The organism is Borreliella chilensis, from assembly GCA_000808095.1.
In the GTDB taxonomy this organism is placed as follows: Bacteria; Spirochaetota; Spirochaetia; order Borreliales; family Borreliaceae; genus Borreliella; species Borreliella chilensis.
Genome location: CP009910.1, coordinates 425,205 through 441,121 on the forward strand (window position 1 = coordinate 425,205; position 15,917 = coordinate 441,121).

Sequence of the window (15,917 nt, forward strand, 5' to 3'; positions counted from 1 at the left end):
TTTTTGGATAACAAAAAAGACAATACCAAAACAGCAGACTGTTTTTCTCATGTAAGTAAATTTAATATGTACAATAAAACAATATATATACTAGGAACTGCTCACGTGTCGAAAAAAAGCTCAGAAGATACTGCAAATTTAATAGAAATCTTAAAACCAAACTATATTGCCGTTGAACTTGATGAAGCTCGCTATCATTCAATCTTAAACACTGATGAAAATGAAAAATGGAGAAACTTAGATATATATAAAGCGTTAAAACAAGGAAAAGCTTTCTTTTTAATAATAAATATAATTCTTAGTAATTTTCAAAAAAAATTAGCAAAAGAACAAGGAATAAAACCTGGTGAAGAAATGAAAACAGCTGTTTTAAAAGCCAAGGAGCACAATATTCCACTAATTCTTGCTGATAGAAAAATTGAAACCACTCTAAAAAGAGCTTGGATATCTATCCCAATATTTGAAAAAGTAAAAATAATATCTAGCCTTTTTTCCTTAACAGATACAAAAATCACAAAAGATGAAATTGAAAAACTAAAAGAACAGGATGCTCTTTCAAAAATAATGGAAGAACTTTCCAAAGAAATACCCAAAGTAAAAAAAGCTTTAATTGACGAGAGAGACGAATTTATTACAAGCAAAATACTTGAAGGAACAGGAATTATCCTTGCCATTGTAGGCGCAGGTCATGTAAATGGAATAATAAAAACTCTAAAAGAAATAAACCAAAATAATAAAACAATAAACATTGAAGAACTCGTTAGAATACCTAAAAAATATTTTTCACTTAGTAAGGCAATATCTTACTTGATCACAATTTCAATAATTTTGCTAATAACAAGCTCTTTTTACTTTAAAGGATTTGATTTTGCTTACAAAAATTTAGAACTTTGGATAATATCTAACTCTTTTTTTTCAGGCATTGCATCCATTTTACTAAAATCTCACCCTTTAACAATTTTAACTGCTATTATAGGCTCTCCAATATTCTCTTTAATACCATTTATCGGAACAGGAGTGGTTGCGGGTCTTGTTGAAGCTTACATCAACAAACCAAAGGTCAAAGATTTTGAGAACCTACAAGAAGAATTGTCAACAACAAAAGGATATTTCAAGAACAAAGTTACAAGAATTTTATTAATAGTAATCTTTGTAAACCTTGGATCTACAATTGGAACAATTGTGGGACTTAAATTTCTATTAAATGTTTTCAAATAAACCCTTAAAATAATAAATATCTACACAAGGAGAGTATATATATGGGGCTTGTATTTTTAGGTCCTCCAGGCTCTGGAAAGGGGACTATTTCAAAAATTATTTCTAATGAATTTAAATACTATCACATTTCAACAGGAGATTTATTTAGAGAAAATATTTTAAATTCTACAACCCTTGGGAAAGAAATAAAAAAAATTGTTGAAAGAGGAGAACTGGTCCCCGATTCAATTACAATCAAAATAGTAGAAGACAAAATTAAAGCTATTGAAAAGAAAAAAAATTTTATTTTAGATGGATTTCCACGCAATATTTACCAAGCCAAAGCTCTTGACAAATTTCTACCAAATGTAAAAATAATAAACTTTTTAATTAATGAAAAATTGATAATAAAAAGACTCTCGGGAAGAAGAATTTGTAAATCTTGCAATAATATTTTCAACATATATACCCTAGCAACAAAAAAAATTAATATCTGCGATGTTTGCGGGGGAAATCTTTACCAACGAGAAGATGATAAAGAAGAGTGCTTAAAAACAAGACTTAAAGAATATAAATTGCAAACAAAACCACTAATAGAATTTTACTCAAAACGCGCTAGACTTAACAATATTGATGCATCCGCTAGAATTGATGAAATGAGAAAAAAAATAATTGAAATAATGTCAAAAGAAAATTAAATGAAAAAAATATTAATAAAAAAAATTTGCTTTTGCTTGCTATTTTTGCAAGCAAAAATAATTTTCGCCCAAGAACAACAGGACTTAGAATTAAATAAAGAATATTTTTACTTTAATTTTAAATCTGCTTATTACCCTCCTCACGAGCTAGGAACGAATGGAAACAACTTTTCACAAAGCTTTAAACATCCCAACTTCAAAAGTATCAAACCAAGTTTAAAAATTCCAGATAATTATTGGGGAGGAATAAAATTAATATCATACTTAGGATACTATAAAAATTTTAAAGCTCTAAACAATCCCAATTCTATATTTTTTAAAGACAACGGTATAGACATCGATTTAAATATCGGATTATCTCCTGTCAGTATTTCGTTTAAAAGCATGCTAAGTTTTATTCCTATTGCTTTTTTAAATTTATATGCATCAACTGAAATTGGTATAGGTTGGGAAGCTTTTGGATTTAAGGGAATCGGTGTACACATCGAAAATGGAAAATATTCAAATTCTATTGAATTTTATTCAGAAATAACAACAGGAGGACGATTACAATTTGATTTAAACGCTATTTTTCAAGGAGAATGGACACACATTATTACGGTTATCGGCAATGATTTTACATACTTAATTAATCCTCACGCCAATAAAGACCAGCTTTGGAAATACAAAGCTGACGAAGGCAAAAATCTAAATGGAATACTAATAAACCCCTATGCCCTTTTAGCTTACAAAATGCCAATACCTCTTAATACCATAGGTCTTCTTTACAAAGGAAAAACACAAATTGGGAAAGAACGAAATATAAGCTCATGGGAAAACAAGGGTTGGGGAAGCGATATTTTTTATCACAATATTTCGATTATTGCTAATTTTGAAGTCATCAAGCCTTTAACAATTGGCCTTAAGTTTAAATTATCTACAAACCCCACATACACAAATGATACAGCTGGGCTGGCTGACATTTCAAAAAGAGAAGCAACTGGTAATTCTTATTTTTACTATGATTCTGTTGGAATCTCTGTAACCTATAAATACTAAAGTTTAATAAATATAAAATTTTAACATCTAAACTGATTCCTTCCAGAAACCTTAGCCTCATAAAGTTTGCTATCAGCAAGTTTAATAATATTGGTAAAATTATTATCAATAGGAATTTCTTGAGCAAGACCAATAGAAACGGTCACAATGCTAGAAATACTGCTATGCTCATGAACTATCCTCAAACCCTTTATATCATTAATCATTACCTTAATAATGCTAATCATTTCATCTAGGCTTTTGTTAACAGAAAAAAAAATAAATTCTTCTCCTCCATACCTAGCGACATCTATTTTATATTTTGAAGAAACCTTATACAAGGTCTTAGCAATCAATTTAAGACACTCATCACCATTGGTATGACCATAATTATCGTTGTAATTTTTAAAATTATCAATATCTAACATCCCAACAATTATTATTTCTTTACTTTCTAAAGCTTTCATCCAAGACTTAGAAAATTTATCCATAAAAAATCTTCTGTTTGGAATCTGAGTAAGCCCATCAATTCTAGATAAACTTTTAAAATAATCTCTTAATCTTTTCAACTCAAGATGAGTCTTAACTCTAGCATCAATTATTCGGCTATTAAAAGGCTTTAAAATATAATCCACTCCACCAACGTTAAATCCCTCAAGTTGAGCATCTGTAGAACCTCGTGAACTAATAAAAATTACAGGAATCTCTTTAGTATCAGGATCGCTTTTTAGCTTTCTGCATACCTCATAGCCATTAATATCTGGAAGACCGATGTCAAGAAGCACAAGATCAGGACTATCTTTTTCAACCTGCTTTAAAGCATCAAGCCCATTTGTTGCAACTTCAACCTCATAAGCATCTTGCAATATATTTACCAATAAATCCAAATTGGTGGGAGAATCATCCACAATTAAAAGCTTCTGACTCTCCACTTCAAAAGCTTTGTCTTTAATTATCATTTCCACTATTAATATCTCTATTACTAAATGTTTCAATAATCTCTTCAAGAATTTTAGAACTCTCAGCAAATCTATATAACCTTAAATTCTTGCGAAGATCACTAAATAATACCTGAATATTATCGTCTAAAACATACTTATCAATGCTCTTAAGAATTTCTTTGTATTCCCTTGGCTTTCTGGTTTTAATACTAATTAAAAGCTTGTTGAGAAGATCTAAAAATTGACCATTGTTTTTAAAGTATAGCTTGCTCTGACTGACAATCTCAGGCTCAAACAAAACACTCTCCTTTATATCGCTTATGAGCTGCAATAAATCATCTTTTACAAAAGAATACATTTTTTTCAACTCATAAATTGAATCTTTACTTGTTTCAATTTTTTTAAAATTTTTATACAGTTCACTGCGCATATTAGAAAGAGCCCCAGATATTAAATGCGATATGTCCCTAATTAAAAATAAATTTTCCTCATCAAAAGCTTTTTCTAAATCAATAATATTGATAGATATAAAATCAACAAGTCCTTTGCATAACTCAGAATATGATGCGTATGAAAGATTTAATTCTTTTAAAGCCTTATTAATATCTAAATTGGGAAACTTAACAAGCTGACTCAAATCCTCATTTTCTAAAATCTCATCAACTTCAAAATGGAAATATTTTTTGAATATGATTTTAATTGAACTTATGTGTATTGGTTTTGAGATGTAGTCATCCATCCCACTTGCAAAACACTTGTCTTTATACTCTTGCAAAGCATGAGCTGTTACAGCGACCAAAATACATGACTCTAAATTCTTTGCCTTTTCAAATTTTCTAATTTCTTTAGCTACTGAAAATCCATCATATCTTGGCATTCGTATATCAATAAAAGCGATAGAATATTTTTTCTCTTTTAAAACTTTTAAAGCCTTGACTCCATCATCTACAACATCAATAAAATCCTTATTAATACCTATTACAACAAGAATGTCTTTCAATACCTTTTGATTTACTTGATTATCTTCAGCTATTAGCACATTAATAGGTTCTTTTATCTTAAAAGAACCATCTATTATTGGAAGAAATTCTTCAAAATCCCTTTCTACTTTAAACTCTTTTTTATTCTTAGAAAGAATAGAGCATATATCAAGTCCCATTAAAGGCTTTTTAACATACATATATTTTAAATTTATTAAAGTTTTATTATCTAAATAATAAAACAAAAAAACGATTTGTACATCAGAATTTAGTTTTTCGATATTATTAGCGAATTGAATACTCTCTTGAATATTATCGTTATTTACATTTACACAAACAAAATCGTAAAAAGGGTGTTCCTTAAAGAATTTATAAGCATTCTCAAAAGATGCTACATAATGCACATTAGAAGAGCAACCCAACAAAGCAGAGCAGTGTTCAAAAATTTTAATAGACTTTTGGCTTAAGAGCACATTCAATACTTTATTATTACTATTTATTAATTGAAATCTATTAATTGATAAATTTTCACTTCTAAGCTCATTTCCTAAGAAAAAGGGCAACATAAATGAAAAAGTTGTACCCTCTCCAACCTTGCTATCAACAGTAATGCCAAGACCACCCATTAGTCTTACAAGCTCTCTAGATATTGACAATCCCAATCCTACACCTTCATGAACTCTTGAAGAAGAATCATCTTCTTGTTTAAATATTTCAAATATCTTAGAAAAATTTTCCCTTTTAATACCTTTGCCTGTATCTATTACTTTAAATTCAAGTGTAACCAATACCCTATTATTATCCTTTATTCTGCTTATTTCTTCATAGTTTAAAACAATCACGCCATCATCTGTAAACTTAAAAGCATTTCCTATTAAATTAATTAAAACTTGTTTAATTTTTACAATGTCACCCTTAATGTAATTTTTAAAAATAGATTTAGAATAAGAGAATAAATCAATATTTTTCTTTACACATTGTGATTGAAAAGTTTTCAAAACTATTTCCATTTCACTTTCTAGGTCAATCTCTTGACTCTCAACATGTAATTCATTGACATCTATTTGAGATAAATACAATATATCATCAATCAAAGAAAGCAAAGAATCAGACGAATAATTTATCATCCTAACATAATCTTTTTGAACATTAGTAAGAACGGTTGTATCCAAAAGCTCAGTAGCTGCCATTATTCCATTAATAGGGGTACGAATATCATGACTGATGTTGGCTATAAAAATGGTTTTAGCAGCATTAGCAGCTTCTGCAATTTTTTTTTCATTTATTACAAAAGAGTATCTTCTTTTCTGCTCAAGTGCTAATTTAAACATAAAAATTATCACAAATCCTAAAAAAGTAAAATAAAATATAAAAAATGTTAACGCTAAAAATTTTAAATTTATAAACCCAACACTTTTGGATTTATAATAAATATCAAATTTCCAATCATTTAAATATGTTCGACTATCAACATTCGAGCGCAAAACAGCTTTATGAATAATTTCTTTCAAGATATAATCTTGATTATAAATAGCAAGACTCAAATCAAAAGCCAAATCTCTAAAAGTAGGAAGTTTTTCAACATCTATAATATTTAATTCTTCAAAAACAGCAGCAGCTGTATACTCATCGCTAATAATCCCATCTACTTTACCTTTATAAAGCAGAAGTAAAGCTTCTTTAAAGCTACTTACAAGAAACAACTTTGATTTAATATTAGAAGCCAAATTTTTACTATATAAAAAATCAAGTATAGCAAACCTTCCTAAAGATCTAGATGGAAGCACTCTTTTCTTATTTGAAAAAATATAAAGTGGAATTCGAGAATTTAATCTTATATTAAAAACATTATCTAAATTTGAATCAACTGTACTAGTATTTATAATATCGATTTTTCCAGATTTAATTAATTTTTTAAGATCTGAATTACTATATGTTTCAATTATGTCAAACTCTATGCCTGAAAACATTTTAATCTTATCAAGCAAAAATTGATTTATTCCTTTATAATTATTTGCTTTAACATAATCTATTGGATACCAATTTTTAACAGCAAGATTTAATTTATTATTTTTTAATAACCAAATTTTCTCTTCTATATTAAATTTAAGCTTATTCATAATTTTATAGCTATTTATTCGAGAATTACTAATCTCTTCTTTATCTAACCAATTTTTATCCACTTGGAGCAAAGATTCAATTGAAATATCATCAAATATAGCATTAAGAATATATTTAATAAATTTATAAACCCTATTATCAATAGCTAAAACTAAAAACCTATTTTTATTAAAAATCGAATCGTAAGATTTCAATTTACCATTATATCCATTTAATTTTAATAAATATTTTGTTGTTATTGAATTTTCTATAAATCCATATGAATTATTAGCAATATCTATAAAGTTATTAACAATATCTTGATTTTTATTTAAATGAATATTTTTAAAATCAAAATCAATAAACTGAGAATTTATTGGACCAACACCATTGTTTAAACCTTTAGAATAAAATTTAAAATTAAGAGGATATATGGGCTTACTTACTACGTAATTAACATTTTTAAATACACTATCATTACTAATAATTCCCCCAAAAATGTTTACTGACTTTCCATCTAATGATTTTTTAATATCCTCTTTAGGAAATCCCTTAAAAATAGGTTTAAATATATACTGTTTTGAGAGAAGATTCCATAAATCTACTAAAATGCCAGACAAGTTTTCATTTGAATTAATAAAACTTAAAGGAGGATAATCGCTATATAAACCAACTTCAATAAAATTCCCCTTATAAGCTTTGTCTAAAAAAGAAAAAACATACTCATCGGGCATTTCCATCAAATATGAAAATAAATCCAAATTTAAATTCTTTATTATCTCAGGAGCATTTCTACTAATAGCTACTCTATTTTTTATGCTATAAAAAATATCTCCATTAAAAATGACAAGATCTTCACCTAAAAAACGCTTTGCAATATAATCTAAGGTCTTACAATCGCCATATATATAATCAACTTTGTCATTTTTTAAAGCTAATATTAAATTTTGGACATTATCAACCAAGCAAATATTGTTAACACCTCTTAGTCTTAAGATATCTTCATATATTGTATTTTTAATAACCCCTATATTAAAATTTGATAAAAATGTTGAATGGGTATTTTTATATTTTTTATTAGAGCTTTTAGAAAATAAAATTGCAATGCTTCTAGCTAACTCACTTTTAAAATAAAACAAATCATTCAATTTTGTATTGTAAGTCAATCCTAAATATATTGCTTCATCTTCAATTTCGCTTTCATTTAAAATATCAATAGGCTCAACCCTAATATCAACATTATTATCTTTTGCCCATTTATCTAGAATAGAAAAAATAAGTCCAACATATTCCTTTTTATTATTTTTATAATAAAAAGGAAAATTTTGACCTATAAGCTTGAACTTGAAAATATCCTTGGAAAATAAATTAGCATGAACAAAGCAAACCAAAAGCAAAATTAAGAAATTAATACTTAAAAAATTTGCTTTTCTCATATTATTTTAAAATTTCCTTATTAAAATACAATAATTTTACTAATGCTACGCAAAAACAAATATATACAATAAAATCAAGACTTAAAATATAAAATAAAAACCCTGGCAATAACTTACTCTCCCGCGAACTCGCAGTACCATCAGCGAATAAGAGCTTAACTTCTGTGTTCGGAATGATAACAGGTGTTTCCTCTCTTCTTTAACCACCAGGGTTTTTATAAGGAAGATAAAAATATGGCCAAAGATACGGGTAATTAGTATTAGTCAGCTTAATATATTACTATACTTACACTTCTAACCTATCAACCTGGTATTCTTCCAGGACCCTTAAAGGATATCTCATCTTGAGGAAGGCTTCCCACTTAGATGCTTTCAGCGGTTATCCTTTCCGAACGTAGCTACCCAGCACTTACCCTTGGCAGGATAACTGGTACACTAGAGGTTCGTCCATTTCGGTCCTCTCGTACTAAAAATAGCTCCTCTCAAATATCCAACGCTTGTGGCAGATAGGGACCAAACTGTCTCACGACGTTCTGAACCCAGCTCGCGTACCGCTTTAAATGGCGAACAGCCATACCCTTAGGACCTGCTCCAGCCCTAGGATGCGATGAGCCGACATCGAGGTGCCAAACCCTCCCGTCGATGTGAACTCTTGGGGAGGATAAGCCTGTTATCCCCGGAGTACCTTTTATTCGTTAAGTGACGGCGCTTCCACTTGCCACCGCCAGATCACTAAGACCTACTTTCGTATCTGTTCGACTTGTCAGTCTTACAGTTAAGCTACCTTATGCCTTTACACTTACAAAGTGATTTCCAACCACTCTAAGGTAACCTTTGCGCACCTCCGTTACTCTTTAGGAGGCGACCGCCCCAGTCAAACTACCCACCTGGCACTCTCCTCATATTTCTATAAGTTAGAAACTTAATTAAACAAGGGTGGTATTTCAAGATTGACTCCACTATCCCTAACGAGATAGCTTCAAAGTCTCCCACCTATCCTACACATATTTAATCAAATCTCAATACCAAGCTATAGTAAAGGTTCACGGGGTCTTTCCGTCTAACCACAAGTAATCGGCATCTTCACCGATACTTCAATTTCACCGAGCTCCACGTTGAGACAGCGTCCAAATCGTTACACCATTCGTGCGGGTCGGAACTTACCCGACAAGGAATTTCGCTACCTTAGGACCGTTATAGTTACGGCCGCCGTTTACTGGGGCTTAAATTCAATGCTTCGAATAAACTAACATCTCCTCTTAACCTTCCAGCACCGGGCAGGTGTCAGTCCCTATACTTCTCTTTACAGATTTGCAGAGACCTGTGTTTTTGGTAAACAGTCGTTTGGACCATTTTTATGCTACCTAATTACTTAGGTCGTACTTATCCCGAAGTTACGTACGTATTTTGCAGAGTTCCTTAACGTGGATTCTCTCGCGCGCCTTAGAATTTTCATCCCACCTACCTGTGTCGGTTTGCGGTACGGTCCCTTATAGCCTAACCTTAGAAGCTATTTCTTGGCACCTTGACTACCTACATTTCATGTTACCTAAATAACACTCATCATCACATCTTAGCTCTCTTAACGGATTTTCCTATTAAGATCATCACCTTAATGCTTAAACTAGGACAACCATCGCCTAGCAGTAGTTAACCTCATGCGTCACTCCATCGAAACTATAAGAGGTACGGGAATATTAACCCGTTTCCCATCGACTACACTTTTCAGCTTTGCCTTAGGGGCCGACTAACCCTGGGAAGACGACCTTTACCCAGGAAACCTTAGGTTTTCGGCGAATGGGGATCTCACCCATTTTTTCGTTACTCATACCTGCATTCTCACTTCTGATACCTCCATCAAGCTTTCCAGCTTGACTTCTCTGGCTTACAGAACGCTCCCCTACCATTTTAACTTTAGTTAAAATCCAAAGCTTCGGTAATGTGTTTAGCCCCGTTACATTATCGGCGCTTAAGTACTCGACCAGTGAGCTATTACGCACTCTTTAAAGGTATGGCTGCTTCTAAGCCAACCTCCTGGCTGTTTACGTACCTAAACCTCCTTTTCCACTTAACACATTTTTGAGACCTTAGCTGTTGGTCTGGGTTGTTTCCCTCTCGACTATGAACCTTATCGCCCACAGTCTCACTCCTATTCATCATTTAATAGCATTCGGAGTTTAACTGAGTTTGGTACCCTTTGACAGGCCCTAGCTCAATTAGTGCTCTACCTCTATTAAACTAAAATAAGGCTGAACTTAAATCCATTTCGGGGAGAACCAGCTATCTCCGAGTTTGTTTAGCCTTTCACTCCTATTCACAGCTCATCCCTGCCTTTTTAAACAGACTAGAGTTCGGCCCTCCACTTGGTTTTACCCAAGCTTCAGCCTGGCCATAAATAGATCACTCGGCTTCGGGTCTACCACATCTAACTAAATCGCCCTTTTAAGACTCGCTTTCGCTTCGGCTCCAGCACTTCTATGCTTTAACCTTGCTAGACATGATAACTCGCAGGTTCATTATGCAAAAGGCACGCCATCACCGCAATAAATTACGGCTTTGACTGCTTGTAAGTCTACGGTTTCAGTTCTATTTCACTCCCCTCCCGGGGTTCTTTTCACCTTTCCCTCACGGTACTCTTCTCTATCGGTAGCTTTTTAGTATTTAGCCTTGGAGAGTGGTCTCCCCAGCTTCAGACAAGGTTTCTCGTGTCTCGTCCTACTCAGGAACATTTTAAAAAGATATTTACATTTAAATTACAGGACTATCACCTTCTTTGGTTAAACTTTCCAGATTATTCTTCTATATAAATATTTTGTAACTTTTTTGCTTATCACAGACTAAGCTTAAACGTCCTACAACCCTCTAAATGCAACGCTCTGTAGCTTGGCACATTTAAAGTTTGGGCTACTCCCCTTTCGCTCGCCGCTACTAAGGGAATCTCTTTGATTTCTTTTCCTCAGGGTACTTAGATGGTTCACTTCCCCTGGTATCGCCTCTATTACTTAAATAATAGATAGCCAGCATCTTGCTAGCTGGATTACTCCATTCGGTAATCTTGGGATCAATAAATGTTTGCTTCTCCCCCAAGCTTTTCGCAGCTTACCACGACCTTCTTCGCCTTAAAGCTCCTAGGCATTCACCATAGACTCTTATTACTTTGACCATATTTTTATCTTCCATCTCTATTTTGCCAATTTGTTTATGCAACATAAAATAATATATATCTTTGTTTAATTCATGTCAATACTTATTTCACTTTTTATTTTATTTGAACAAAACATCCCAAAAAATAAAAATTTTAAGTATAAAAATAAAATCAAGACTTAAAATATAAAATAAAAACCCTGGCAATAACTTACTCTCCCGCGAACTCGCAGTACCATCAGCGAATAAGAGCTTAACTTCTGTGTTCGGAATGATAACAGGTGTTTCCTCTCTTCTTTAACCACCAGGGTTTTTATAAGGAAGATAAAAATATGGCCAAAGATACGGGTAATTAGTATTAGTCAGCTTAATATATTACTATACTTACACTTCTAACCTATCAACCTGGTATTCTTCCAGGACCCTTAAAGGATATCTCATCTTGAGGAAGGCTTCCCACTTAGATGCTTTCAGCGGTTATCCTTTCCGAACGTAGCTACCCAGCACTTACCCTTGGCAGGATAACTGGTACACTAGAGGTTCGTCCATTTCGGTCCTCTCGTACTAAAAATAGCTCCTCTCAAATATCCAACGCTTGTGGCAGATAGGGACCAAACTGTCTCACGACGTTCTGAACCCAGCTCGCGTACCGCTTTAAATGGCGAACAGCCATACCCTTAGGACCTGCTCCAGCCCTAGGATGCGATGAGCCGACATCGAGGTGCCAAACCCTCCCGTCGATGTGAACTCTTGGGGAGGATAAGCCTGTTATCCCCGGAGTACCTTTTATTCGTTAAGTGACGGCGCTTCCACTTGCCACCGCCAGATCACTAAGACCTACTTTCGTATCTGTTCGACTTGTCAGTCTTACAGTTAAGCTACCTTATGCCTTTACACTTACAAAGTGATTTCCAACCACTCTAAGGTAACCTTTGCGCACCTCCGTTACTCTTTAGGAGGCGACCGCCCCAGTCAAACTACCCACCTGGCACTCTCCTCATATTTCTATAAGTTAGAAACTTAATTAAACAAGGGTGGTATTTCAAGATTGACTCCACTATCCCTAACGAGATAGCTTCAAAGTCTCCCACCTATCCTACACATATTTAATCAAATCTCAATACCAAGCTATAGTAAAGGTTCACGGGGTCTTTCCGTCTAACCACAAGTAATCGGCATCTTCACCGATACTTCAATTTCACCGAGCTCCACGTTGAGACAGCGTCCAAATCGTTACACCATTCGTGCGGGTCGGAACTTACCCGACAAGGAATTTCGCTACCTTAGGACCGTTATAGTTACGGCCGCCGTTTACTGGGGCTTAAATTCAATGCTTCGAATAAACTAACATCTCCTCTTAACCTTCCAGCACCGGGCAGGTGTCAGTCCCTATACTTCTCTTTACAGATTTGCAGAGACCTGTGTTTTTGGTAAACAGTCGTTTGGACCATTTTTATGCTACCTAATTACTTAGGTCGTACTTATCCCGAAGTTACGTACGTATTTTGCAGAGTTCCTTAACGTGGATTCTCTCGCGCGCCTTAGAATTTTCATCCCACCTACCTGTGTCGGTTTGCGGTACGGTCCCTTATAGCCTAACCTTAGAAGCTATTTCTTGGCACCTTGACTACCTACATTTCATGTTACCTAAATAACACTCATCATCACATCTTAGCTCTCTTAACGGATTTTCCTATTAAGATCATCACCTTAATGCTTAAACTAGGACAACCATCGCCTAGCAGTAGTTAACCTCATGCGTCACTCCATCGAAACTATAAGAGGTACGGGAATATTAACCCGTTTCCCATCGACTACACTTTTCAGCTTTGCCTTAGGGGCCGACTAACCCTGGGAAGACGACCTTTACCCAGGAAACCTTAGGTTTTCGGCGAATGGGGATCTCACCCATTTTTTCGTTACTCATACCTGCATTCTCACTTCTGATACCTCCATCAAGCTTTCCAGCTTGACTTCTCTGGCTTACAGAACGCTCCCCTACCATTTTAACTTTAGTTAAAATCCAAAGCTTCGGTAATGTGTTTAGCCCCGTTACATTATCGGCGCTTAAGTACTCGACCAGTGAGCTATTACGCACTCTTTAAAGGTATGGCTGCTTCTAAGCCAACCTCCTGGCTGTTTACGTACCTAAACCTCCTTTTCCACTTAACACATTTTTGAGACCTTAGCTGTTGGTCTGGGTTGTTTCCCTCTCGACTATGAACCTTATCGCCCACAGTCTCACTCCTATTCATCATTTAATAGCATTCGGAGTTTAACTGAGTTTGGTACCCTTTGACAGGCCCTAGCTCAATTAGTGCTCTACCTCTATTAAACTAAAATAAGGCTGAACTTAAATCCATTTCGGGGAGAACCAGCTATCTCCGAGTTTGTTTAGCCTTTCACTCCTATTCACAGCTCATCCCTGCCTTTTTAAACAGACTAGAGTTCGGCCCTCCACTTGGTTTTACCCAAGCTTCAGCCTGGCCATAAATAGATCACTCGGCTTCGGGTCTACCACATCTAACTAAATCGCCCTTTTAAGACTCGCTTTCGCTTCGGCTCCAGCACTTCTATGCTTTAACCTTGCTAGACATGATAACTCGCAGGTTCATTATGCAAAAGGCACGCCATCACCGCAATAAATTACGGCTTTGACTGCTTGTAAGTCTACGGTTTCAGTTCTATTTCACTCCCCTCCCGGGGTTCTTTTCACCTTTCCCTCACGGTACTCTTCTCTATCGGTAGCTTTTTAGTATTTAGCCTTGGAGAGTGGTCTCCCCAGCTTCAGACAAGGTTTCTCGTGTCTCGTCCTACTCAGGAACATTTTAAAAAGATATTTACATTTAAATTACAGGACTATCACCTTCTTTGGTTAAACTTTCCAGATTATTCTTCTATATAAATATTTTGTAACTTTTTTGCTTATCACAGACTAAGCTTAAACGTCCTACAACCCTCTAAATGCAACGCTCTGTAGCTTGGCACATTTAAAGTTTGGGCTACTCCCCTTTCGCTCGCCGCTACTAAGGGAATCTCTTTGATTTCTTTTCCTCAGGGTACTTAGATGGTTCACTTCCCCTGGTATCGCCTCTATTACTTAAATAATAGATAGCCAGCATCTTGCTAGCTGGATTACTCCATTCGGTAATCTTGGGATCAATAAATGTTTGCTTCTCCCCCAAGCTTTTCGCAGCTTACCACGACCTTCTTCGCCTTAAAGCTCCTAGGCATTCACCATAGACTCTTATTACTTTGACCATATTTTTATCTTCCATCTCTATTTTGCCAATTTGTTTATGCAACATAAAATAATATATATCTTTGTTTAATTCATGTCAATACTTATTTCAATATTTTAATAAATAAATTTACAAAAATATATTACTAACAAAAATTTTTATATTTTAAATAAAAGATTCTGACAAAACAAAACCAAATGCTAAACATACGAATACAAATCATCCATATTTGATATCAAGCTCAAAAAAATCAATCAAAAATCTAGCAACACCGTCCTCATTATTACTAAATCTTGTTATTTCATTATTTGATAAATTAGCCTTAAGAAATTCATTGGAATTTTTCATTAAAACTCCTTTGCCAAGATTTTTAAGCATCTCATAATCATTATTATTATCTCCAAACGCCAAAACATCGCACAATGGTATACTCTCAAGCAAAGCAATATTTTTAATAGCATTATATTTGTCAGCATTAATATTGGTAACCTCTAATAAATCCTTAGAAGAAAAAAACACCCTTATATCTTGAAAATCCTTACTATTAATCTCATCATCAAGTTTATTAAGAGTTGACAAATTATCACAATAATAAACAATCTTAGAAACAAAATCAACGTCCAACTTAGTCAAATCTCCAATAACAACACTTAAACCTAAATCTCTAATAAAATGTTTCATAATAGGACTTTTAACATCTGAATTGGAATACCAAGTATCAAAGGTATAAAGATTAACATCAACATTGCTTTTATGTATCTTGAGAATTTCTTTTACCAAGCTATAACTCATTGTATGTCTAAAAATCAAATTTTCTTGCAAAAAAACTTCAGCTCCATTTGCCGTTACAAGATAACTTTCATTAATATTAACTTCTTTTAATTGATTTCTGACATTTTTAATTTCAATCAACCTTCTACCAGTTGCAATAATTATTTTAAAATCTCTCTCCAAAGCCAAAAGGACCTCAAGAGTTAAAAAAGAAATCTCATGACTGTCATTTAACAAAGTTCCATCAAGATCAAAAACCAACAATTTATATCTTTTATAATTAGAATTCATATATAAATCTCTCTTGTAAGATATAATATCACAAATAATTTATTCTCAATAAATCGCTTTTAAAGCATAAATAATCAAATTTAATAATAATATATGTTTT

6 protein-coding genes and 4 rRNA genes are annotated in these 15,917 nt (G+C 33.4%); 3 read left to right on the forward strand and 7 right to left on the reverse strand.

Annotated elements, in window-relative coordinates:
• Positions 1-3 precede the first annotated feature (3 nt).
• The 3 genes from OY14_02045 to OY14_02055 are packed head-to-tail and all read left to right on the forward strand — an operon-like array spanning position 4 to position 2,933.
• On the forward strand, positions 4-1,218 hold the full coding sequence (locus tag OY14_02045; protein ID AJA90235.1) for a pheromone shutdown protein: 1,215 nt from the start codon (positions 4-6) through the stop codon (positions 1,216-1,218).
• A gap of 41 nt (positions 1,219-1,259) precedes the next feature.
• Positions 1,260-1,895 carry an adenylate kinase gene (locus OY14_02050; GenBank protein AJA90236.1) on the forward strand — a complete coding sequence of 212 codons (636 nt, stop codon included), beginning with the start codon at positions 1,260-1,262 and terminating at the stop codon, positions 1,893-1,895.
• A complete protein-coding gene (locus tag OY14_02055) occupies positions 1,896-2,933 on the forward strand; it encodes a hypothetical protein (protein ID AJA90237.1) in 1,038 nt (345 codons plus the stop codon).
• A 20-nt stretch (positions 2,934-2,953) separates the two neighbouring features.
• Here the strand turns inward: OY14_02055 and OY14_02060 are convergent, their stop codons facing one another.
• The 7 genes from OY14_02060 to OY14_02090 form a co-directional block, all read right to left on the reverse strand.
• Entirely contained in the window at positions 2,954-3,871 is a 918-nt protein-coding gene (locus tag OY14_02060) for a diguanylate cyclase (protein AJA90639.1), read from the reverse strand.
• Positions 3,861-8,369 carry a histidine kinase gene (locus OY14_02065; protein AJA90238.1) on the reverse strand — a complete coding sequence of 1,503 codons (4,509 nt, stop codon included), beginning with the start codon at positions 8,367-8,369 and terminating at the stop codon, positions 3,861-3,863. The genes OY14_02060 and OY14_02065 overlap by 11 nt, the downstream gene beginning before the upstream one ends.
• 100 nt (positions 8,370-8,469) lie before the next feature.
• A 5S ribosomal RNA gene (locus OY14_02070) occupies positions 8,470-8,580 on the reverse strand.
• A 21-nt stretch (positions 8,581-8,601) separates the two neighbouring features.
• Positions 8,602-11,536, reverse strand: a 23S ribosomal RNA gene (locus OY14_02075).
• Between the two features lie 175 nt (positions 11,537-11,711).
• Positions 11,712-11,822 (reverse strand): 5S ribosomal RNA (locus OY14_02080).
• Between the two features lie 21 nt (positions 11,823-11,843).
• Positions 11,844-14,778, reverse strand: a 23S ribosomal RNA gene (locus OY14_02085).
• 196 nt (positions 14,779-14,974) lie between these two features.
• Positions 14,975-15,817, reverse strand: a complete 843-nt coding sequence (locus OY14_02090) for a hydrolase (GenBank protein ID AJA90239.1) — start codon at positions 15,815-15,817, stop codon at positions 14,975-14,977.
• Positions 15,818-15,917 lie beyond the last annotated feature (100 nt).

Coding starts and splice junctions, on each gene's coding strand:
- OY14_02060 (AJA90639.1), bottom strand. CDS start 3,871: ATGATAATTAAAGACAAAGCTTTTGAAGTGGAGAGTCAGAAGCTTTTA.
- OY14_02090 (AJA90239.1), bottom strand. CDS start 15,817: ATGAATTCTAATTATAAAAGATATAAATTGTTGGTTTTTGATCTTGAT.
- OY14_02065 (AJA90238.1), bottom strand. CDS start 8,369: ATGAGAAAAGCAAATTTTTTAAGTATTAATTTCTTAATTTTGCTTTTG.
- OY14_02055 (AJA90237.1), top strand. CDS start 1,896: ATGAAAAAAATATTAATAAAAAAAATTTGCTTTTGCTTGCTATTTTTG.
- OY14_02050 (AJA90236.1), top strand. CDS start 1,260: ATGGGGCTTGTATTTTTAGGTCCTCCAGGCTCTGGAAAGGGGACTATT.